Source organism: Methanimicrococcus hongohii (assembly GCF_032594095.1).
GTDB classification, from domain to species: domain Archaea; phylum Halobacteriota; class Methanosarcinia; order Methanosarcinales; family Methanosarcinaceae; genus Methanimicrococcus; species Methanimicrococcus hongohii.
Window position 1 is genome coordinate 2150058 of sequence record NZ_CP131059.1, and the last position, 21508, is coordinate 2171565.

The 21508-nt window shown below is 41.8% G+C and carries 19 protein-coding genes and 3 tRNA genes; 8 read left to right on the top strand and 14 right to left on the bottom strand.

Annotation, left to right across the window (positions count from 1 at the left end; all coding sequences use genetic code 11):
• Positions 1-132: 132 nt before the first annotated feature.
• Positions 133-2352: a methionine--tRNA ligase gene (gene metG, locus MmiHf6_RS09940; protein WP_338140907.1), complete on the bottom strand. Its 2220-nt coding sequence runs from the start codon at positions 2350-2352 to the stop codon at positions 133-135.
• 363 nt (positions 2353-2715) lie between these two features.
• Here metG and sppA point away from each other — a divergent pair, with 363 nt between their 5' ends.
• The 5 genes from sppA to MmiHf6_RS09965 all read left to right on the top strand — a co-directional run bounded on the left by sppA (position 2716) and on the right by MmiHf6_RS09965 (position 6719).
• On the top strand, positions 2716-3780 hold the full coding sequence (gene sppA / locus MmiHf6_RS09945) for a signal peptide peptidase SppA (protein WP_316557630.1): 1065 nt from the start codon (positions 2716-2718) through the stop codon (positions 3778-3780).
• Between the two features lie 503 nt (positions 3781-4283).
• Positions 4284-4409, top strand: coding sequence for a hypothetical protein (locus tag MmiHf6_RS09950; RefSeq protein WP_316557631.1), 126 nt, complete (start codon positions 4284-4286; stop codon positions 4407-4409).
• The gene (locus MmiHf6_RS09955) at positions 4354-4527 is read left to right on the top strand and encodes a hypothetical protein (protein ID WP_316557632.1); all 174 of its coding nucleotides are present in this window, start codon (positions 4354-4356) and stop codon (positions 4525-4527) included. The genes MmiHf6_RS09950 and MmiHf6_RS09955 overlap by 56 nt, the downstream gene beginning before the upstream one ends.
• A gap of 92 nt (positions 4528-4619) precedes the next feature.
• Complete coding sequence (locus MmiHf6_RS09960) at positions 4620-6044, top strand: TiaS agmantine-binding domain-containing protein (protein WP_316557633.1); 1425 nt, start codon at positions 4620-4622, stop codon at positions 6042-6044.
• A gap of 348 nt (positions 6045-6392) precedes the next feature.
• The gene (locus MmiHf6_RS09965; protein WP_316557634.1) at positions 6393-6719 is read left to right on the top strand and encodes a hypothetical protein; all 327 of its coding nucleotides are present in this window, start codon (positions 6393-6395) and stop codon (positions 6717-6719) included.
• 102 nt (positions 6720-6821) lie between these two features.
• Here MmiHf6_RS09965 and MmiHf6_RS09970 read toward each other — a convergent pair whose 3' ends face one another.
• The 5 genes from MmiHf6_RS09970 to rpl7ae all read right to left on the bottom strand — a co-directional run bounded on the left by MmiHf6_RS09970 (position 6822) and on the right by rpl7ae (position 9295).
• A complete protein-coding gene (locus tag MmiHf6_RS09970; protein WP_316557635.1) occupies positions 6822-7592 on the bottom strand; it encodes an SDR family oxidoreductase in 771 nt (256 codons plus the stop codon).
• A 291-nt stretch (positions 7593-7883) separates the two neighbouring features.
• Complete coding sequence (gene ndk / locus MmiHf6_RS09975; protein WP_316557636.1) at positions 7884-8333, bottom strand: nucleoside-diphosphate kinase; 450 nt, start codon at positions 8331-8333, stop codon at positions 7884-7886.
• 152 nt (positions 8334-8485) lie between these two features.
• Positions 8486-8674, bottom strand: a complete 189-nt coding sequence (locus MmiHf6_RS09980; RefSeq protein ID WP_133517274.1) for a 50S ribosomal protein L24e — start codon at positions 8672-8674, stop codon at positions 8486-8488.
• 13 nt (positions 8675-8687) lie between these two features.
• Positions 8688-8912 carry a 30S ribosomal protein S28e gene (locus MmiHf6_RS09985; RefSeq protein WP_316557637.1) on the bottom strand — a complete coding sequence of 75 codons (225 nt, stop codon included), beginning with the start codon at positions 8910-8912 and terminating at the stop codon, positions 8688-8690.
• A 20-nt stretch (positions 8913-8932) separates the two neighbouring features.
• The gene (rpl7ae, locus tag MmiHf6_RS09990; protein ID WP_316557638.1) at positions 8933-9295 is read right to left on the bottom strand and encodes a 50S ribosomal protein L7Ae; all 363 of its coding nucleotides are present in this window, start codon (positions 9293-9295) and stop codon (positions 8933-8935) included.
• A gap of 675 nt (positions 9296-9970) precedes the next feature.
• Between rpl7ae and MmiHf6_RS09995 the strand changes: the two genes are divergently transcribed.
• Both MmiHf6_RS09995 and MmiHf6_RS10000 read left to right on the top strand, forming a co-directional pair.
• Positions 9971-13531, top strand: coding sequence for a cobaltochelatase subunit CobN (locus MmiHf6_RS09995; RefSeq protein WP_316557639.1), 3561 nt, complete (start codon positions 9971-9973; stop codon positions 13529-13531).
• Positions 13450-14547 (top strand): cobaltochelatase subunit CobN, encoded by a 1098-nt coding sequence (locus MmiHf6_RS10000; protein ID WP_316557640.1) that lies wholly within the window; start codon positions 13450-13452, stop codon positions 14545-14547. Before MmiHf6_RS09995 ends, MmiHf6_RS10000 begins: the two co-directional genes overlap by 82 nt.
• A gap of 324 nt (positions 14548-14871) precedes the next feature.
• On the opposite strand, the gene MmiHf6_RS10005 is transcribed toward MmiHf6_RS10000, so the two are convergent.
• Complete coding sequence (locus MmiHf6_RS10005; protein WP_316557641.1) at positions 14872-15801, bottom strand: hypothetical protein; 930 nt, start codon at positions 15799-15801, stop codon at positions 14872-14874.
• A 380-nt stretch (positions 15802-16181) separates the two neighbouring features.
• Positions 16182-17108: a beta/alpha barrel domain-containing protein gene (locus MmiHf6_RS10010; protein WP_316557642.1), complete on the bottom strand. Its 927-nt coding sequence runs from the start codon at positions 17106-17108 to the stop codon at positions 16182-16184.
• A gap of 228 nt (positions 17109-17336) precedes the next feature.
• On the opposite strand from MmiHf6_RS10010, the gene MmiHf6_RS10015 reads away from it, so the two are divergent.
• Positions 17337-17594, top strand: a complete 258-nt coding sequence (locus MmiHf6_RS10015; protein WP_316557643.1) for a hypothetical protein — start codon at positions 17337-17339, stop codon at positions 17592-17594.
• A gap of 91 nt (positions 17595-17685) precedes the next feature.
• On the opposite strand, the gene MmiHf6_RS10020 is transcribed toward MmiHf6_RS10015, so the two are convergent.
• The 6 genes from MmiHf6_RS10020 to MmiHf6_RS10045 form a co-directional block, all read right to left on the bottom strand.
• Positions 17686-17758: transfer RNA gene (locus MmiHf6_RS10020), tRNA-Asn, on the bottom strand.
• Between the two features lie 129 nt (positions 17759-17887).
• Positions 17888-17960, bottom strand: a tRNA-Ile gene (locus MmiHf6_RS10025).
• A gap of 158 nt (positions 17961-18118) precedes the next feature.
• Positions 18119-18191: transfer RNA gene (locus tag MmiHf6_RS10030), tRNA-Asn, on the bottom strand.
• A gap of 100 nt (positions 18192-18291) precedes the next feature.
• Complete coding sequence (locus MmiHf6_RS10035; protein ID WP_316557644.1) at positions 18292-19137, bottom strand: HemK2/MTQ2 family protein methyltransferase; 846 nt, start codon at positions 19135-19137, stop codon at positions 18292-18294.
• A gap of 82 nt (positions 19138-19219) precedes the next feature.
• Positions 19220-20089: a 16S rRNA (adenine(1518)-N(6)/adenine(1519)-N(6))-dimethyltransferase RsmA gene (rsmA, locus tag MmiHf6_RS10040; RefSeq protein WP_316557645.1), complete on the bottom strand. Its 870-nt coding sequence runs from the start codon at positions 20087-20089 to the stop codon at positions 19220-19222.
• A 359-nt stretch (positions 20090-20448) separates the two neighbouring features.
• Positions 20449-21276 (bottom strand): DUF655 domain-containing protein, encoded by an 828-nt coding sequence (locus tag MmiHf6_RS10045; protein ID WP_316557646.1) that lies wholly within the window; start codon positions 21274-21276, stop codon positions 20449-20451.
• Between the last annotated feature and the right edge of the window lie 232 nt (positions 21277-21508).

Genomic DNA, 21508 nt, shown 5'->3' on the forward strand with positions numbered 1-21508 from the left:
AAATCAAATAAATTTAAAAAATTGGAAAATAAAAAATTGAAAAATAAAAAATTGAAAAATAAAAAATTGAAAAACCAAAAAAATGAAATGAAGCAAATCCGTTTCATTTCGTTTCTTTTTTACAAAACAGAATCAGCAAACATCCGATCCCGGTTCCAATTCCCGGTCCGGCATCAAAAGAGAAACTTTTCCGCTGCCGTCATCGGCTGCCAAAATCATTCCCTGAGACTGAACGCCGCACAATTTCGCCGCTTTCAAATTCACGATCACACAAACGGTTTTGCCGACAAGTTCATCCGCTTCATAATAAGCGCGGATTCCCGAAACGATTTGGCGCGGCTCGGGCTCGCCGACGTCCACCATGATCTTGTAAAGCTTCGTTGATTTTTCAATGATTTCAGCGGAAAGAATTTTTCCGACTTTGATCTGCGCTTTAAAGAAATCATCAATCGTAATTTCAGGCAATAATGCCGATTCATTTTCAGCTTCACATTTATTTTCGGTTTTATTCTCTGTTTTGTTTTCTGCATCCATTTTTTCACCTTTCTTTTTAGATTCTTCAATCAATTTTTCTTCATCCGGAACCAATCCGGCTTCTTTCATTGCCAAATGAACGCGCTTTTTAGCGATTTCATCCATTTCGGAAATCTTGTCGTCTTCCAATTTCGTAAACAAAATCTTGGGCTCGCCAAGCTTCGCGCCGGGCACAAGAGGTACAAGCGCCTCGCCGTAAAGCGCGTCTTCGACTTTTCCGCTCAAACCGAGCTGCTCCCAAGCTTCCTGCATTTTGCCGGGCGTCACCGGTTCAAAAAGAACAGTCAGCGCCTTGACAAGCTGAAGACAATTGTAAACGACTTCGCCGCACTTTTCTTTGTCGGTTTTTATGAGCGCCCACGGCTCATGAGACTGAAAATAAGAATTAGCGTAAGAAGCAAGTTCCATAACGGTATCGGAATACTTTTTAAATTCATATTCTTCCATCGCAGCGGCGGCATCTTCTGTTGTCTGTTTGATTCGTTCTAAAATTTCAGGTTCAACCGATCCTGTCGGAATTTCGCCGAAATTCTTGGACGCGAACAACAAGGACCGATAGAACAAGTTGCCCAAAACGGCGACAAGTTCCGAATTGATCTTTTCCTGAAGCATATCCCAGCCGAAATTCAATTCTTTTGTATGGGAAGTGTAGCTTGACAAATAATAGCGAAGCAAATCGGGATGGAATCCCTGGTCCAAATAATCCTCGCCGACCCAAACGACGTACCCGCGGCTTTTTGAAAACTTTTTGTCTTCAATTTTAACCATTCCCGAAGCAACGACATCCGTCGGCAGCGAATATCCCGAGCCCTTGAGCATCGCTGGCCAAAAAATACAGTGGTGGTAAACGATGTCGCCGCCGATAAAGTGAACGATTTCGGAATTCTGCTTCTCAAGCGTTTCGTCATACACAGCGTCCGCAGCTGCACCCGCAGTTGCACCTGTAGCTGCATCCGGAGTTGCTTTCCAAAACTTTTCCCAAGAATCGTTATTGGCTTTTGCCCATTCTTCGGTAAACGCGATGTAGCCGATCGGCGCGTCTACCCAAACGTAAACGACAAGTCCGTCCGCGCCCGGGAATTTTACGCCCCAATCCATGTTTCGAGTAATACACCAGTCTTCAAGCCCTTGCGTCACCCAGCCTTTGGCATAATTGACAGCGTTATCCGTTCCTTTCAACTTCTCTAAATAGTCTTTTAAGAAACCGTCAAATTCGGAAAGTTTGAAGAAATAATGTTCCTGACTTTTGTATTCCGCCGGATTTTTACAAACGGTGCATCTCGGGTCGATAAGTTCGCCCGGGAAAAGCGGTTTTTTACAGCCCTGGTCGCATTCGTCGCCGCGCGCGATTGCTTCGCAGTGCGGGCAGATGCCTTCAACGTAGCGGTCAGGCAGGAAACGGTCACAGTGCGGGCAGTAAGCGATGTCGATGTTTTTTGTGTAAACGTAATCGTTGTCAATGAGTTTTTGAACAATATCCGTTGTTCTGACGTGATTTTCTTCATCGTCCGTCGTTCCGTAAGCATCAAAATGAACGCCCATGCGCGTGAAAATTTCCGAAAAGTGTTTGTGATAAATCGTCACGAGTTCTTTCGGGGTGATGCCTTCTTTTTCAGCGTTGACGACAACGGGTGTTCCGTGCGTGTCGGAGCCGCAAATGAAGACAACTTCACGTCCCTGTTTCCTTTGGGAGCGAACGTAAATGTCCGCCGGCACGTAAGTGCGCATGTGACCGAGATGTGCCATTCCGTTTGCGTACGGAAGCCCGCAAGTGACAATCATCGGTTTCGTGTCTCGGTTCATTTTATAATTCCTCAAAAATTGTATAATAAATTGTATAATAAATTGTATAATAAATTGTATAATAAATTGTATAATAAATTGTATAATAAATTGTATAATAAATTGTATAATAAATTGTATAATAAATTGAATAATAAATTGAATAATAAATTGAATTATTTATGAATGATTAGATTTATTCATCATAAATTTGAATATTCCTGTTGAGAGGGGTATGAAGTCCTCCCGAATTTATAAAATTTTGTATAACTCGCCGATGGATTATATTCAGATTTTTCGTTTCGTCTCAATTTTTTAACAGAGAAATATTTAATTCAAGAAGACATTTTATCCGCAGCGTTCAAAATTGGTTTTGGCTTATCATAGGAGGATTAATAATTGAATGAAGACTCTCCCAAGGGCTCAGTCCCTTCCGGTTCCAGTTATCGGCCGTATTACAGTTACGCGCCCGAAATGAAATCGGAGAAAAACGTATCCGAACAGATGCCTCCCGCATCTTCTGCGCCGGAAGCGCCTCCCGCGGCCGCGCAAAGACCTGCGCCGAGGCCGGCAGCTGCATCCCGAGACACACCTGTTTCAAGACCGGCGCCGCGCCCCGCACCGCCAAAACCGGAGAAAAAATCCAATAAAGGCATTTGGACCGTTATTGCTGTTGTTCTTGTTTTGGCCGCGCTCGTGTCTGTCGTTTATATTGCGGCAGAAGGAACATCAGGCGTCGGTTCGGGCAGCAAAATCGCAGTCATTCACGTGAACGGCTATATGTACACCGGCGATTATATGTACGGCTCAGGATATGCCGGTTCCGATTCGATTGCAAGTCATATTCGGGCGGCAGCGGACAATAACAGTGTCAAAGCGATTGTTTTAAGAATCGACAGCCCCGGCGGAACAGCCGCCTGCGCGCAGGAAATCAACATTGAAATTCAGCGCGCGCAAGAAATGGGAATCCCTGTCGTTACTTCGATGGGCGACCAGGCGGCAAGCGCTGCTTATTATGTCGCGTCTCAGACGGATTACATTTACGCATCGCCTTCGACGATGACCGGTTCGATCGGTGTGATCGGAACGCATGTCGATAATTCGACGCTTTATGAAGAAAACGGTATTAATATCACCATTATCAAAAGCGGAGAATTCAAAGATATGGGAACGGATACCCGTGAATTGACATCGGCGGAAAAAGCGTATTGGCAATATATTATTGATACCAGCTTCAAAACATTCGTTACTGATGTCGCAAGCGGCCGCAGCATGACTTACGAACAGGTTTTGGCTCTTGCCGACGGCAGAGTTTACTTGGGCGAAGATGCTTTGAAGAACGGGTTGATTGACGATTTCGGAAATCTGTATGACGCCGCCGACAAGGCAGCGGAATTGGCCGGAATCAGCAGTTATACGCTTTATTATCCGGACACGGTGACTTTGTCATCTCTGTTGTTCTAAAAAATTTTTGAATAAATTTGAATTGAAGCGATTTGTTTCAATTCACTTTTTTTGTTTTTTATTTTTTTGTTTTTTATTTTTTTGTTTTTTGTTTTTTGCTTTTTGTTTTTGGGCTGCGCCGCGCGCGAGCTGATCCATCTTTAATTTGACTTTTCAAATTCGTCCGACAATTTTGTTTTATTTTTCAAATCGTTCTTCGGTTTTATTTGATTTTCAGATGAAACCTAAACATCCAATTTTCAAAAGCGGTGAACCTGAACGCCCGATAAAACCCTAAATTTAAAAATAGATTTCATAAAAAAAGGCGTTCCGTTTTTAAAGAAAATTGATGAAAAATGATGTTTCAATAATTTGAAAATTAAAATTAAAATTTCAAAAACCGCCCCCTCCAACGACGCGTTTCCGAAGCGCAGCGGAGGAAAGAAGGAGTTGGAGATTCTTTCCCGTACGAAACGAAAAATTTAGAGCATTCTGCTTTTTCAGTTGCATTCGGCCCCTGCAAAGTGCTTCTTACCCCCTGTCTTTTATTGTTTCCGACACCTGCCGAGACTGCCAATCTGCAACTGTCTTTTAATGTTGTCGTTGCGAGTCAGATTTGCATTTCCGCTTGCATCTGCTCTTTTTTATGACAATCCGTTCGCATTCGCGAACGTGCTGCCGCTATCTGCAGGTTTCTGTTTCCGCTTGCTGTCAGGTTTGCGTTCGTCGTCGCCGGCAGTTGCCGCAGCAGCCCGCCGCCCCGCGTGAGCTTCCCCATTTTTAAAATTTTTTCAAAAAACGCACCTCGTTTTTTCATTGATTCATAACAATCTAATAATTTGCCGTTCTTTGACATTTAAATGCTGATCGGAATTGACGATACGGATTCAAATGAGGGCATGTGTACAACTTATTTGGCGGCGCTTTTAGCCGATGAGCTGAAAGTTTTCGGAAACGTTGTCGGCTTTCCTTATTTGATTCGTCTGAACCCGACAATTCCTTACAAAACGCGCGGAAACGCGGCGCTCGGGATTGAATTGGATTTGTTTGAAGAAAATTCCGAAACAAAAGAAAAAGTGATTTCTTTCGTTGCCGAAAAAATCAAAGAATACGCCGAACTTTCATGTGATAAAACAAACCCCGGCGCCGTTTTTATTTTCGATTCAATAAACGTAAATATATGCGACTCTTTGCGCCGGCCGCTTTATGAATTTTACAAAAAAGCGGTCACCGATGTGATTGAAATTGAAGAAGCCTTTAAATTATTAAATCAGATCGAATCGAAATTCCCGAATTCAGTCGTTCATATTTCAATGAAAAACGGCCGCGGTTTAATCGGTTCTTTAGCGGTTTGCGGCGCGATTCTCAATTTTAATAATGATTTATCTCAAAAACCTGCATTTCAAGATTTAGACTTTCAAAAATCATCATTCCAAGACTTGCCATTTCAAGACACATCATTTCAAGATTTTACTTTCGAATATTTGGCCTACCGCCTTCCTCAAAATCGGGGAAGCAACGGCGGCCCGATTCGTTTTGTTGACAAAGAAAGTCTCATTCTTGCCGACCAAATGACAACGCCCGAAACGTGGGATACGATTGATTTTGACAAAAAAACAAAACCGTTCCCGGTTTGCGTTCCTTCCGGAAAAGATCCCGTTTTATTCGGCATTCGCGGAAATTCAGCCGGCGCCGTTTCAAAAGCCGCCGAATATGTTGTTTCCGAAGAAATCGAACGCTCTCAAATTTTCAAAACAAACCAGGGAACCGATGTTCATTTGATTCCCGTCAAATCCGTTTCCGAAATGAAGCCGCTTCATTCTTACATTTTGAAAGGTTTTGTTCATTCAAAAGCGGAAACGATTGAAGGCGGCCACGATATTTTCAAATTAGAAGACGAAAGCGGCGACATTTTGGTATGCGCCGCCTTTGAGCCGACGGGAAATTTCAGACACATTATTCGCGAACTGATTCCAAAAGACGAGATTCGTGTTTACGGCAGTTTCAAAAACGATACGCTGAATCTCGAAAAGATTAAAATCCTGAGACTTGCCGAAGATTTCAAATTCGATAATCCGAATTGTCCGATTTGCGGCAAACGAACGGAGTCTGCCGGAATCGGACAAGGGTTCCGCTGCAAAAAATGCAAAACAAAAACCGAATCCAAAATTGAAGTTTCGGTTCCGAGAAAAATCAATCTTGGTTATTATGAAGTTCCGCCGTCGGCGAGAAGACATTTATCAAAACCGCTGATTCGATATTCAAAAGATGATTTGGAATCTTAAATTCAATTGTTTTGAAATTTAAAATCAAACATCCAATTTTCAAAATCGGGGGACATGAACGCCCAATAAAATCCTTATCTTAATTTTTTAGATCTTTATAAAAAAGGCGTTCCGTTTTTGAAAATTTTGACAAAAACGATGTTTCAGTCAAATCAAAAATATAATTGAAAAGACGAAGTGCCGCCCCCGCAATTTGAGTTCCGGGCGGCGCGAAGCGGCGAACCGGACTTGAAACGAAGTTTCAAGTTTCCGAAGCGAAGCGAAGGGAATTGAGACTTGGCGGATTCTTTCCATACGAAACGAAAAATTTAAAACCGTTTCTTTTTGCTGTTGCGGTTGCGAGCAGGGTTGTGTTTCCGCTACCGATTCGGTTTGCGTTTCCGCTGCGTGACTGTTTGCGTTGCTACTACCGGACAGATTTGCGTTGCCGCGTGTATCTGCTCATTTTATCGTAATCCGTTGGCATTAAATTTTGCTCGCTTCGCTCACAAAATTTCAGGGTTGCAGTTGGAGGGCGGTGTTTGTTTGCAGTTGGAGTCAGGTCTCTGTTCTGCTGCTAGCTTCAGGTTTCTGTTTCCATTTGCAAGTCAGGTTTCTGTTTCCGCCGCCTGCAGTTTTTCCGTTACGGCAGCAGCTGTCGCTGCCGGCCGCCGCGCGAACCGCCACAATTTTTAAAATATAATCAAGAAGAAAGGATGACATTTAAATTAAATAATCAAAAAAGAGAAACGCATTTTTAAAAAATAAAAAATGAAAAAATAAAACGGTCAAACCGGCTTAAATAGCCGTCCAACCGCCGTCGATATTAAGAAGCTGTCCCGTTGTATAGGTCGAAGCGTCTGACGCGAAATAAATAATTGCGCCGTCCAACTCTCCTGCTTTTCCGGCTCTTCCCATCGGGCAGTATGTATCCAAAATTTTATTGAATTCTTCCGCTCCCAAAACATCCTGAGTCATTTCCGACTCAAAATAGGCTGGACCGATTGCGTTAACGGTAATGCCTTCGCGCGCCCATTCATTTGCAAGCGCTTTTGTCATCATGAAAACCGCGCCTTTTGTTGTTGCGTAGGCGGTAATCATTTTTGAGAAAGGCATTGCGACTCTGGAATGGATGGAACCCAAATTGATGATTCTTCCGTACTTGTTCTTTCTCATAATTTTACCGACTTCACGGGCGAAATAATAAACGCCGTCAACATTGGTTTTCATCATTTTTTCCCAAACTTCATCAGACATCGTGTCGGCTGCTTCACCGATTCCGAGTCCGGCATTGTTGATCAAAATGTCGACTGTTCTGTAATGTTCAGCAATTGCAGCGACCGCGTTTTTGACGGATTCCGAATCGGTAACATCGCAAATCTGCGTAAAAACTTCCATACCTTTGGCTTCCAAATCTTTTTTCACGGCTTCCAATTTGTCTGCTCTTCTGGCAACCAATGCGAGTTTTGCGCCCTGGTTTCCTAAAGCGTTTGCAAATTGAACACCGAGTCCGCTGGAAGCGCCGGTGACAATTGCGACTTTACCTGTTAAATCAAAATAATTTTTCATATTTTTTGACCTCCAAATTTTCATTATTAAATATGATATTTAAATACGTTTGCATTTCAAATCTAAAGCCGCTGTATTAATGAACGTATTATAATATATATAAATTTATAATAATTTGAATAATTGAAATGAATCTGCAACTATTAACAAATATTTGAAAACGCTATCTGTTTTCGATAATTTTTAAAATTTATTCGGCTCGCGCGCGGCGAGAGCTGCTGCATGTGAAGCAGAAGTTTACGTTTTTTAAAATAAAAAAGAGATCAAAAGAAATTTGATCTGCAATAAAAATTATTCGTAAAGACAGTCGTCGTCACATCTCTTGTATGTTAAAAGAGCTGCGTCGCCGAAGTGGATCTTGATTTCGCGTTCTGCTGCTTCGGTTGAGTCGGACGCGTGGACAAGGTTTCTGCCGGTGTCGACTGCAAAGTCGCCGCGGATGGTTCCGGGTGCCGCTTCTGCGGGCTTTGTTGCGCCGTTGATTGCGCGCATGATCTTGATTGAATCGTTTCCTTCAACGACCAAAGACAAAGACGGAGCGGAAGTGATGAATTCGACGAGACCTGCGAAGAATGGTCTTTCAGCGTGTTCTGCGTAGTGTTCTTTGGCTTTTGCTTCTTCCATGACGGCAAACTTCATGCCGACGATTTTAAGACCCTTTTTCTCGATTCTGCCGAGAACTTCGCCCATCAAACCGCGTGCGACGCCGTCGGGCTTAACCATAACATATGTGCGTTCCATATAAAATCACCATTAATAGATTTGATTATATTGATCAATAAAGTAATTCGTAAATAAGGTAATGTAAGTGTCAGATTTAAATTAATTTTTAATTAATATATCTGAATGAAAAAAATCAAAAATAAAAAAACGGAAAATAAAGTCGATAGACTTTACTTTCTCTTCTGTTCGGCGCGGCCCTTTTCGGTCCAAATTGTTTTTCTCGGGAGTCTTCCCATTGTCAAATTGTTTTGGCATTTGGAAGAGCATAAGAAAAATGTTGCGCCGTCTTTTTTGACGTAGAGTTTGCCGGTGCCGGGTTCAACCATTTTCCCGCAAAAGCTGCATTTTCTTTGTTCCATTTTGAATCACCGATTATCTCATGCTTAATTTTTTAGCTTCACGTGATGTTTCAATCAACATCAAAATGTCGCCGATACGGACAGGGCCGACGCAGTTTCTGGTAATGACACGTCCTTTGTCGCGTCCTTCCAAAATTCTGCACTGGATCTGACTGGCTTCACCGTGCATACCGGTGTTTCCGATAATTTCGATCACTTCGGCCGGAAAACCGTTTGCGTTGTTAAATTCTTCTGCCATAATTTATCTCTCCCGATAAATCAGTTTTTGAGAGCGGCAGTTTTCTGTGCAACATCATCAACCAATTCGGCTGCTTTGCCTGCGTCTGTGATTGCGACTGCTGCGCAGCCGACGGTCAGACCGCATGCGGCTCCGAGGTCTTTCTGTTCTTTAACAAAAATGTATGCAGCGCCTTTCTCTTCACAGAGCGGACCGAGGTGGGCAATGATTTCAACGGGTTCAACGTTTTCGGCGATGACAACGAGTTTTGCAGTTCCTCTTTCGATGGTTTTGGTTGCTTCGTTGGTACCTTTTTTGATTTTACCGCTGTCTCTTGCTGTTTCCACAGCTTCCAATGCGCTCTTTTGAAGTTCTTCAGGGGCTTCGAATTTTGCAATTGCCATATAAATCAATCTCCTTCAAGTCCGGAAATGTTTCACGATTCACGCTGCAGGCAGCGAAAAAAACGGATGAAAACAACTCCAAACTTTCATTATTCATAGTTGTTTATGACTAAAATCTTGAATCGTAATTGAATGACTGTTTTAACTCATATTTGAGTTGAATAAAACAAGTGTAAATCGAAATCAAGTCTCAGATTAAAACAGATTTTAGAGGGAAATATTGCATATAAAGGTTTCTGAAATTTTGTTTTTATGTCGGTTCTTTGTTTTTCAAGCAGGTGCTTTGTTTTCACACGGTTCTTTATTTTCACGCGGTTCTTTGTTTCCACGGCAGTTTTTTGTTTTAGCGTCGATTCTTTGTTTTCAATGCCGTTTCCTCAATTATAACGATAATTTCATTTTTTAATAACAATTCTTTGCATTATTAATAATATATGTTTTAAAATAGAGTTGAATTTTTCAATATTAAAATTATTTGACGGAAATTTTTTCATCAAAACACTTGCAAAAGAAATATTTTTCAGTTTCCTTAAAAGATTACAAATGATATCAAAAAACACACCTATTTATTATTAAATGCTCCATAGTTGAAACTGTAAACTTGCGTAATAAAAGCATAACACTGCAAGCTATTTTACAAAGAATTATTGGAATTTGTTTATGAGGTTACAGACTATGAGGAAAATTTACACACTATTTGTTTTACTGATCCTGCTTGTATCAATGATGCCGGCAGTGAATGCTGATCCTGATGATGATTCAAAAATAAAAGTCGCATATGTGAATAGTGACGGAAGTATCGAATCATTATATAACGCGGCAGCACAAGATGATATTGTGAAAAAATATGTCAGCGCAGCTGAATTGATTGTACTTAAAGATTCAGATCTTGGTGAAGACCTGAATATTGATTTATCAGATTATGATTTCATTATTTTGGAACATTTAACCGTTGTTGTCATAGGCGCACTGGAAGCAACTTTGACAGAAGCGAGTGATAACGGAGCATCTATTATTTCAATGACTCAAACTTCCGCTGCTTATGAAAATATTGAAGATGTAACGAGTAAAAATATTACGGTCGAAGGCATCAAAAAATACATGACATATCCGTCGGAAGGAAATTACAAAAACCTGTTTTTAACACTTGCATTGTATAATGGTTTATCTGTCTCCGAAACGATTGCGGCGGCCGTCGAAACAGATGTTTACGGGATTTATCATCCGGACAGCGACATTGTGTTTTCAAACGCTTCCGAATATATGGAATGGTATACAACAAGAGAGGACGGCGGACACGTATTTGACCCCAACATGCCGACAATCGGTGTTATTCCTTCATCCGTTATGAATAAAACGGAAAGAGATTCACCTGTTTGGGATGCGTTTGTTGAATCTATCGAAGGAAGAGGATACAACGTTGTCGTCGGAACATATATTTACGGTGCAAGGACTGCTATCAATGAAACGGCAAACCGTGACAATTTTATGATTGATGATGAAGTCATTGTCGATTCAATCATTGCAATCTCCAGAGGCGGTCGGTTCTTTTCCACATCTTCCGATATGGGGCGAATGGAATTGGAAAATTTGGGCGTTCCTGTTCTGAATGCGATCCAATTATACGATACCTCTCTCACAATTGATTCTTGGAGGGAAATGAATGACGGTGTCATTGCCGGGGAACTTTATCAGCTCGCTTTTGCCGAACAGGACGGTATCATCGAGCCGATCGTTGTTGCCGTAAAAGATGACGGGTCAACAAATACGCCGATTCCCGAACAAATCGAATGGATGACCGAAAGGGCAATCGGTTGGGCTGTTCTGGGGGCTAAATCAAACGAAGACAAAAAAATCGTCATCCCTTATTACGCGGCGGATGCCGGTAAATCCAATGTCGGGTCCGATCCTGATTATTACTTAAACGCTCCCGAAAGCATTTTGAATTTATTAAAAGCAATGGAAGAAGCCGGTTATGATGTCGGAGACCTTCCGGATACGGCTGACGAGTTAAAGGACATTTTGGTTGAATACGGCTACAATGTCGGAACCTGGGCACCAGGAGAACTCGAAAAGCGCGCTGAAAAAGGAAATGTCACATTACTTCCTGTTGATGAATATGCCGCTTATTTTGAAATGCTTCCTGCCGAAAAACAAGCGGAAGTCAAAGACCTTTGGGGAGAATCACCCGGAGATATTATGGTCTATAAGTCGGATGGTGAACAGTACTTTGTCATTCCGACAATTCAATTCGGCAACGTAATGCTGACGCCCCAGCCTCTTCGAGGACGCGACCAGAGCGAAAACGCACTCAATCATGTCGGCAGTTATCCGCCCACGCACCAAGCTTTGGCTGTTTACTATTACATCAATGAAGTTTATGAAGCGGATGCGCTTTTGCCGGTGTGGTCGAATTTAGGCGTCATGCCCGGAAACCAGGCAAGTTTAGCGGCAGATGACTGGACTGCCTTAATGATTCAGGATCTTCCGCACATTCACATGCTTCCGATGGACGCAACCGGAATCACGGATAAGAGGCGCGCGAACATGCTCGTGATTGACTTTTTGACGCCTTATTTGATGCCGAGCGGCTTGTACGGTGAATTATCTGAATTGGAATCTTTGATATATGATTATGAACAGTTCGGAGATGAAGAAGTTAAAAGCCAAACCATCGAACTGATTAAAGAAACCTGTGAAAGTTTGGGATTGGATACATCTTTAAATTTGAATTGGGAAAACACCGACACTTCTGTTTCAAAAATTAAAAGTCATTTGAGCGGCATCAAAAGCAGTTACATTCCCTACGGAGACCACGTTCTCGGCGTTGCGCCGACAGAAGATCAAATATATTCCATGACAAGTTCCATGCTTTCATACAACACTTTTGACGTCAAGATAAACAGCGTCGACTTCAACTTAAATCTGGACGACTTGCTGGAAGAAAAATTTGGATCCGAAGCGGAAAGCATAAAAGAAGAACTTTTGGATGAAATATTTGAAGGAAATACAGTGGCTGACGCAGTCCTTAATGTGACCGGAAGCAGGGATTCCCACATTGAATACACGCTTGCCATGGCAATCATATACAAACTCGGATTAGGAAATGAAATTCCGACAGATGAACAAATATTTTCATTGGCCGACACTTTGCTGTCTTTCGATGTGTATATCCAAACAGCGACATCCACCTATTACTACAGAAATCTGGACGATGAATTGTACCAACTTTATGATGAAGACGCTGACGAAATGAAAAAAGAATTGATCATCAACACAATCGTCAACGGTGAAGATCCGGAAGAAACCATCCGCAATCTGTTCGGCGATTCGGCTTATTCAACCGTCAGTTCTGATACAAAGCTGACATACGGGGAAGATGTTGAACGCGTCTTAATGATTGTAAATGATCAAATCGATAAATTGAAGAATCCCACCAACGAAATTGAAAGTCTTTTGAATGCCTTGGATGCCAAATATATCCCTACCGGACAAACCGGCGATCCGATTCAGAATTTTGAAGCGGTTCCGACGGGAAGAAATCCAGTGCAGGATGATTCAAGATTGATTCCGACAAAAGCAGCGTACGCAATCGGTCAAAAACTTGCCGACACTCTTATTTTGACATATCAGGAAAATAATTCGGACGCTTATCCGGAAAAAGTCGCGTTCTTACTTTGGGCTGTTGAAGCCGCAAGAACAGGCGGCACAAGCGAAGGAGAAATCTTCTCTCTGCTCGGCGTCGAACCGAACTGGGATGCAAACGGAAGAATCAATAACAGCACGCCGTTGAAACTGATCTCCGCAGAAGAACTCGGAAGACCGCGTATTGATGTCGTTGTTGAAACGTCGGGCTCTTACAGAGATTCTTACAGCAGACAAATTCTCTGGATCAATCAGGCTGTCAGAATGGCGGCAGAAGCACCGGATTCTGATGAATATCCCAACTATGTCAAGCGCAATTCGGATGCCATCTACGAAGCTTTAAAAGAGGAATACAAAGACAGCAACCTCTATACTGATGATGAATTAAGGGAACTTTCATACGCGCGTGTTTTCGGTCCGCCTGAGGGAGAATATACCCGGGAATTGAAAATATTGCAGGCAGTGGTCTTGAAGATGAAATCGACATTGCTGAACTTTACATTCAGCGTATGGGCACTGTATACGGCGTGGAAGTCGGCGGTGAAACTCTTTGGGGCGTTTCTATGCCGAGTTTGCTGCAAAGTAATCTGAAAGATGTGGATATGGGCGTTTTCAGCCGTTCTTCTAATTTGTACGGCGTTTTAGATCATCCGATGGTGGCTGCTTATTTCGGCGGTCTTGCCGCGGCGATTACTGCTTCAGGCGGAGACGCAAATATGTACATCAACAATTTGAGAAATGGTGAAACCAACATTCAAACCCTCTCAGAGTTCTTGAGTATGGATCTGAGTTCTCGATATTTGAATCCGGAATGGATTAAAGGAATGATGGAATCAGGTTATGCAGGAACAGCACATATGGAAGAACTCTTTGGAGTTATGAGTGTTTGGCAGATGACAATGCCTGATTTGGTTACTGATAAAATGTGGAATAATCTTTACGAAACCTACATAAATGACAGTAAAGAGACAGGTGTTACGGAGTATTTGAAGAGTGAAAATGCTTATGCGTATCAATCAGCAGTTGCAACACTTTTAAATTCCATTTACAGCGGTGACTGGACTCCTTCCGAAGATGTTCAAAAGCAATTGGAACAGGAATATGTTGAACAAACTATCCTCAACGGTGTCGTTTGCTGCCATCATACATGCAGTAATCTGGAACTCAACGCTCAAATCGTTCAAGGTCTTTTGTCAATGGACATTTCCAAGAGTGAAAAACAAACCTATTTGGATATAATCAATGTGGCGCTTGATCAAAATTTCAACCTGCCGACAACGAATTCCGGAAGCGGTTCAGGGACCGGCGGAGCGGTTGTCGTTGGGACGGCTGACAATGAAACGAACACCACTTTGGCTCAAACGGAGGACACAACAACTGATGGCGAAGGATTCGGGCAAGACGCAACGCCGTCAGGATCAACGGCATCGGCCGCGCCGCAAGTTTCCGGTTACGAAATGGTGACGCAGAGGATGGAAAACGCGGCTTCGTCCGTTCGGGATTTCATCGCCAACCCGACTGTTTCATCTTCCAGCATGATTGCAATCGCTTTTGTTGTGCTTGTTATCGGTGCTGTTTTCTTCGGTTTCAGAAGAAAAGGAATTTAAACAAAATTACAAGTAAGAAGCGGAGTTATCCGTTTCTTTTTATTTTTTGGCTTTTTTAAAAACTGCTTTTAATAACATTGGACGGTGCAGCGAATGCTTTTTCAAAATCAATTCAAAGAAAAAAACAATAAAAATGAGAAATATGGTCATGTTTTAAAATTGAATGAAATCCGAGTGCTCGTGCGAGGCGGCAGCGGCGGTTAACGGCAGCATATACCTGTTTTCGAAGCTGTAAAAACGAAGAGATAAAAGAGAATGAAAAAGAAAGAAAAGAGTTGATTCAAATTCAACTCAGTTCAAAACATAAATTAAAAATCATTTAAATTAAGCAGTTGTTGACTGCTTCGTGTGATCTGAAATCAATTTATACAACGCGTTTGTGTCTGTCATGAAAGAGGTGTAGTCCGCTCCGTCCACATATGTTTTCATAACGTTGTCTTCTTCCGTGATCGTAAATTCGATTCCTTCGCTTGCATTTTCGGCAAGGTCGTAGACGGCTTGCTTCATTTCATCATTCGGATTGAGGATGATGGATTCTAACTGGAAAGCCAATTGGAATGTTGTCATGTTGACATACTGGGAAGAGCGCTGGTAGTACTTTTCATAGTTGCTGCCGTTGTTTGCTTTGTAAACAATGATTTCATCATAGGTTTCGGTATCGTCAGCGTATTCCAAAATATCATTTAAAGTTGTGGAGCCGGCTGATTTTCCTGCCAAAACATCAACTGCTTTTTTAGCCAATGAGTTGTCTGCAACATAATTGTAAAACGACGCAATGATCAACGGGTTTCCCGCAATGACGCGCTGGTAGGGGCTGATAAAGATAATATTGTAATCTTCGTAGTCTTCATATTGAGGCTTGCTGCCGTTAAGGACAATGCTTACGTTTTCTTCGCTTTCGAGAACAACATATTCAAGTCCGCCGGTCAGGTAAGACGCAGTTAAAAGTCTTGCGGGTTCCGCTCCGGGGAAACTTGTTTGAAGCGTTTGATCAATCGTGTCATTGTCATAGACTTTCAGAATGTTGATACTCAAAACATCTTCGGGAACATATTGGGCCGCATCTTTCGCGTTCTTAAACGTGAAATTTGCATGTGTTCCGGGAACATCTGCGAAAGGATATTCGATTGTTGCGTTTTCGTCGCCGGTCAGGCCGTCCCAATACATGAGTCCGACAAATACACCTGAGCCGACCATAATGAGGATGGCAAAAATGGCGCCGTATTTTACCCATTTGCTTTTTTCTTCTTGCATGAATTACACCTTAAAAAATAAATTTGAGATATGAAAGCTTAAATCAGTTTGAATAAACCTTTTACCCGTGTAAACTATACAGCAAAATCATTTTTCTCCTATAAAAATATTGACTTGAAAAAACCGACAAAAAGAGACTTCAACCGCTGAAAAACATCGTTTTCGTATAATCGGTGAATAGGAAGATGAATTCTGTGAAATAAATTCTGTGAAATAAATTATGTGAAATAAATTATATAAAATTGAATGTATGAAATTGAATATATGAAATTGAATATGAATAAACTGATTGTGTTAAAACCGATTATATGAATCTGATTGTGTGAATCTGCTGTATAAAATTAAATGTATAATGAGTAAATAAATGAATGCAGAGGAGTTTATTCTCCTCTGTAAATTCGGATTGCTTCTTCAATCGGCACGCGTCTGATGGTGAGCGCGTTGATTGCGTTGCACATGCGGACAGCTTCTTCCAGCGGTTTTTGGTGGATGTTTCTGCCGGTTGCGTTGCCTTCTGCGCCGCTGACATTTAACTGTTTGTAAAGTTCTTTTAAAAAGTCTTCGGGCTCGGCGTTGGATCCGCCGGCGCAGACGACTTTTGTTCGGCCGGCTGCAATGACTGCTTCTTTGAGCAAAACGGCTGAGTCCTGACCGTCTTTTGCGCGCGGCGCGTTGACTTTAACAAAGTCGGAGTTCAAACAAGCGGCAACGCCGGTTGCGCCTGCAATGAGGTGAGAATCTTTTTCGTCGATGACGGCTTGGCCGCGGGGATAGATCCATAAAACAGTGATTAAGCCGACGCGGTGGCATTCGTAAATTAATTGGGCGGCTTCGGCGAGCATATCGGATTCGTATTCGCTGCCGAGATAAATCGTATAACCGATGCCGACAATGTTAAGGCCGCTGTTTTCTTTAAATTCCAGAAGTTGGTCGATGTCGTACAATTGGCCGCTGTAAGGGTCGATTTGAGATGTTTTGACGAGATGTGTTTTGGAGTTCATTTTGACTAAATAAGTCAAGTCGGGATAATCCATGCCGTAGCGCGCGAGAAGTCCCATTTGCGTTGCGAAAACACCGATTTCAGCGTTTTGCGCGATTCGGAATAAGTGTTCGGGATCGTTGTCTTCTTCGGGAATGTTGTCGCCGTAAAAGTCGTCGTTTAAATGTTCGATTTTTTGGTCGCCTGCAAAAAGCATTAAGCGGCCTGTATTTTGCGTTGCGCGGAGATAATTGGCGATATAATCGTCGTGATAATCTGCGGGCACGTCTAACGGAACTAAAACATCTTTTTCTGTAATCATAAACATCCGGCCTCAAAAAGGGTAGAATCGAAAATAATAAAAAATTTGAGATATGGTCTAAAGGAAGATTAGATTATTAAGAGTTTGGTTAAAAGTTTGGTTAAAAGTTTGGTTAAAAGTTTGTTAAAAGTTTGTTAAAAGTTTGTTAAAAGTTTGGTTAAAAGTTTGTTCAAATTTTGTTCGTGACAGCCTGTCGGCTGTCTCTCACAAAATTTCATGGGCAGGTGGAGGGCGGTGTTTGTAAAAAATCGCTTCGCGATTTTTCAGGCTTCGCCGGTTTGCGCTTGGAGGGCGGTGTTTGTTTGTGCTTGGATGGAGGTGTTTGTTTGCAGTTGGAGGGCGATGTTTGTTTGCAGTTGGAGTGTGGTGTCGGGTTGCGTTTGGGTCTTGGCGTCTGCGTCTGCTTTTAAAGTCTGTCACGCGGTCGCGCGCGAAATGCCGCATTTTATTTATGGTTTACATCCGTCTCCGTTTTTTCAAATATTTTTCTAAAAAATAACGGGAAAACAATCTGAATTTTTATGAAAATGCCGGCAAAAATAAATCAAAAAAACTGTCGGGGCAAATATAAAGAAAAGAGAAGCGCCGCCTACAGGGCTCGAACCTGTGACATTCTGGTTAACAGCCAGACACTCTACCATCTGAGTTAAGGCGGCATATACGTAATTGAACAGATTTGAAAAACTGTTATATTGTATATAAAATTTATGACCGAAAATTGTTGTGAAATTGTCAGTTTTAAATTTTAAAATTTATTTTATTTATTTAATTTTAAAACTTTTGAGTGGGCCTGACAGGATTTGAACCAGTGACCGCTCGGTTATGAGCCGAGCACTCTAACCGCTGAGTTACAGGCCCGCGCGAAAGATATGATGAATCAATACATTGATGACGTTTTAAAGTTAAAATATTTTCGAATAATTCGCAGAATTTTTAAAAATGATTGAAATTGAATTGATTCATAACAAAACAAAATTAAATAAATGAAAATTAACAAAAATATTTAAAACAACAAGCGCCGCCTACAGGGCTCGAACCTGTGACATTCTGGTTAACAGCCAGACACTCTACCATCTGAGTTAAGGCGGCATACGTTATTGATGTGTTATTGAAGTAAAATACTCAAAGCCTGCAATTATATTTAAACATTGTGAAAAAAGAACGGAATGAGAGCCTTTTTGAATTTCAATTAACTTTCAGAAAGACGTTTTCCTTTCAATACCATCAATTCTTCAAAAGAACATTTGGTCGTACCGATAACTTCTGTCGAAAATCCGCAGTTTTCCATTTCGGCAGCGGTTTCATCTAATCCTGTTATCGAAGAAATCAAAAGCAAAAAGAAGCCGCCGTCTTTGAGATAATCGCCGACTTCATTCAAAAAACGATTGATGCTCTCGCGTCCGTCAACGCCGCCGTCAAAAGCGTAATTGAGCATGCCGCTCACTTTTTCATCTTCCGATGTCGGCAAATACGGCGGATTGAATATGATTAAGTCAAACCCGAGCGGCGGTTTTGCCGGCGCCGCATCTTCAACAGGCGTATCAATCGAACGCAGATGTCTCGGTTTTTCAAAAACGCCGAACATATCCGATTCAAACGCGCGAACGCCGTTCATACGCGCGCAGGCAACGGCATTCGGATTGATGTCGACAGCCGACACATGCAAATCCGGGAATCGGTTTTGAATAAATGCGGAAACAAATCCGGAACCGCAGCCGACTTCAAATGCGAAAAAATTATCAAAAAAATCAAAGGCATCAAAGTTCTTGATTTTGCCGACGCCGTCTGTGTTTCCGAGTCCGGCATTTCCAATCTTTTCATCATCATCATTTTCGATATTCACGATTTTTTCAAAAAGCGCATCATCATTTGATTCGGGAATCAATTTTGCGATTTCCGAAACAGCGCAGTCCGCCATCAAAAATGTATCTTCGGCAGGTTCATAAACATCTTCCAAAACGGAGACTTTCGTTCCTTTGTATTCTACTTTTGTAACAATGACGGGTTGTTTGCCGTCGACGGTTTCATCAGACATTTATTCACCTTGCGATTTTGATCTTGTTTTTCTTGTTTGATTTTGTTTTTGTTTGATTTTATTTTTTGAAATGTGAAATGTATTATTTCGATTTTTTTCCGTAAAGCAAATTTGAGAAATAAGCGATATCTGCCGGCGACAATTCTTCGGCGCGCATGGACAAAAGATCGCCGACGGTTTTATTTTGAAGCGCATTTGAAACAAGAGAATTATCAAGCGGCTGATCCGACAAATTATCTAAAACATCTTTTAAGTCAGGAATTTCCGATTTCAAAGGGCTACCGAGAAGTGTGTTTTTGATCTTTTTCCGGCGCTGGGAAAAAAGCGCTTTTGTCACCGCGAAAAAGAATTTTTCGTCTTCAACGGCGTAAGACGCGGGCCTCGGAATCAGTTGAATGACGGCGGAATCTACTTTCGGCGCGGGTTCAAACGATTCTTTCGGGACTTTCAGAATCAGGGAAGCATCTGTTTTGTATTGAACGTGAACGGAGAGGCGCCCGTAATCTTTGCCGCCGGAGTCGGCTGTTAATCGCTGCGCGAATTCGTATTGATACATCAAAACGGCGAGATCAAATTTATGTTGAAGAAATTTGAGAGTAACATCAGAGGAAATCGAATACGGCAGATTGGCAACGATTTTGTTGAATTGCAGTTTTGATAAATCGATGTCCATGACGTTTCCTTGAATGATTTCAATATTTTCATAAACGGAAAGGCGGGATTTAAGAACGCGAACCATTTGCGGGTCGAGTTCGATGATGATCAGCTTTGAAACGCGCGGCGCAATCCGTTCGCTGAGATTTCCGATTCCGCCGCCGATTTCAAGAACAATATCTGCCGGTTCCAATCGGGCAGCGTCGATAATTTCATCTAAAGCGGCGGCGTCAATCAGAAAATGCTGATCCATTTTGCCGCCTTTGACATTATATTCCTTGAGAATTTGACGAACCATGATAATCCTGTTTTATTTGATAATTTTAGATTTTTAATGTTAAGGATTTAAGATTTTTAGTGTTAAAAATTTAAGGTTTTTAGTGTAAAATTTAAGGTTTTTAGTGTTAAGAATTTAAGATCAGATTTTTAAATGTTTTAAAATTTTGATAATTAAAATTTTGATAATTTGAATTTAATAATTCTGATTTAGAAAATTAAGATAAAGATAAAGATAAAAATGAAAAAGAAAATAAAAAAGAATCGGGATAATTCCCGATTTCAAGTGTTTTTGTAATCGTTTTGTTTTTCATTTTTCGATTTAATTTTTGGTTTATTTTTGTTTTTATTTATTTTGATTTTGTTTGGAATGAGATCTTTTTAATCTCTTCTGTTGCTGTAACCGCTGCTGCGCCCGCCGCCGTAGTTGCTGCTTCTGCCGTCGCGGTTGCTGTCACGGCTGCCGCTGCGATCTCCGCCGCCATGTCTGCTGTCTCTGCCGCCGCCGTAATTGCGATTGCCGGTTCTGTCGCCACCGCCTTCTTCGCGCGGCTGTGTCAGCGCGCGGGACGGCGCGGCTGCGAAAACGTAATACTTTTGACCGCCTTTCATTTCTTCAATAATGCGCTGAACGATCTGTTTTTCGGGGTTGTGGAGCGCGGGTACACGTTCTTTTAAGTCGGCGAATCCTTCAAACGGTCCTTTTTTGGAGGCGTCCAAAACATCCTGCATCAGCTTTTTGCCGACGCCGGGGAGCAGTTCAAGACTGTTCTGGCGCATGGAAAGGGGGGCTGCTTTGCTGAAAAACTCAATGAAACGGCTTTCGTTTGCCGTTACGTAATCTTCCAAAACGAGCGGGAGTTCTAATTTCGCGCCGTTTGAAAGTTCGTCATAAGAAATTCTGGATTTGACGCGCTCAACATATTCTTCGTCTCTTCCGCCGATATGTGTTTTGAGGTGGGCGGGCGGAATTTTGTCTTCAATCGGAATCAATTCCATCAAAATGAGTTTATTGTCGCCGAGTGCGTGAATGAGCGGTTTTTTCTGGTAAACCGGACGATTGTCTGTTTCCCTGCCGTACGGGAGATAATCCAAAACCCAAACCCATTCCTCACGGTCATCGCGTCCGCTGTCCTGCTTGCGTTCTCCGTGGCGTTTGTGCTCAAACGTGGGGTCGGCTCTCTGTCTGTTCGGGATTTCATCAGTCATAATATATACTCTCCGTTATTGTTGTCGAAATGGGATTGAGCATTGCAAATATAATCGACACTATACACTGATCATGATTTGTTTGATTCATTTTCAGGAATCAACATCAGCTTATATAATTCAGTTTCAATACAATTCAAATAATATTTTTAATTTATATGGTTAACACCTTGTTGTTGTTTAGTTATCAATAGACATATCCCTCTGACCGAAACTCAATTCAGGATTGAAT

Bases quoted from the DNA above. Each gene is read 5' to 3' on its own strand.
- MmiHf6_RS09955 (WP_316557632.1), top strand. From the start codon at position 4,354: ATGTTGTCGTTGCGAGTCAGATTTGCATTTCCGCTTGCATCTGCTCTT.
- MmiHf6_RS09960 (WP_316557633.1), top strand. From the start codon at position 4,620: ATGCTGATCGGAATTGACGATACGGATTCAAATGAGGGCATGTGTACA.
- MmiHf6_RS09970 (WP_316557635.1), bottom strand. From the start codon at position 7,592: ATGAAAAATTATTTTGATTTAACAGGTAAAGTCGCAATTGTCACCGGC.
- ndk (WP_316557636.1), bottom strand. From the start codon at position 8,333: ATGGAACGCACATATGTTATGGTTAAGCCCGACGGCGTCGCACGCGGT.
- MmiHf6_RS09980 (WP_133517274.1), bottom strand. From the start codon at position 8,674: ATGGAACAAAGAAAATGCAGCTTTTGCGGGAAAATGGTTGAACCCGGC.
- MmiHf6_RS09985 (WP_316557637.1), bottom strand. From the start codon at position 8,912: ATGGCAGAAGAATTTAACAACGCAAACGGTTTTCCGGCCGAAGTGATC.
- rpl7ae (WP_316557638.1), bottom strand. From the start codon at position 9,295: ATGGCAATTGCAAAATTCGAAGCCCCTGAAGAACTTCAAAAGAGCGCA.
- MmiHf6_RS09995 (WP_316557639.1), top strand. From the start codon at position 9,971: ATGAGGAAAATTTACACACTATTTGTTTTACTGATCCTGCTTGTATCA.
- MmiHf6_RS10000 (WP_316557640.1), top strand. From the start codon at position 13,450: ATGGGCACTGTATACGGCGTGGAAGTCGGCGGTGAAACTCTTTGGGGC.
- MmiHf6_RS10005 (WP_316557641.1), bottom strand. From the start codon at position 15,801: ATGCAAGAAGAAAAAAGCAAATGGGTAAAATACGGCGCCATTTTTGCC.
- MmiHf6_RS10010 (WP_316557642.1), bottom strand. From the start codon at position 17,108: ATGTTTATGATTACAGAAAAAGATGTTTTAGTTCCGTTAGACGTGCCC.
- MmiHf6_RS10035 (WP_316557644.1), bottom strand. From the start codon at position 19,137: ATGTCTGATGAAACCGTCGACGGCAAACAACCCGTCATTGTTACAAAA.
- rsmA (WP_316557645.1), bottom strand. From the start codon at position 20,089: ATGGTTCGTCAAATTCTCAAGGAATATAATGTCAAAGGCGGCAAAATG.
- MmiHf6_RS10045 (WP_316557646.1), bottom strand. From the start codon at position 21,276: ATGACTGATGAAATCCCGAACAGACAGAGAGCCGACCCCACGTTTGAG.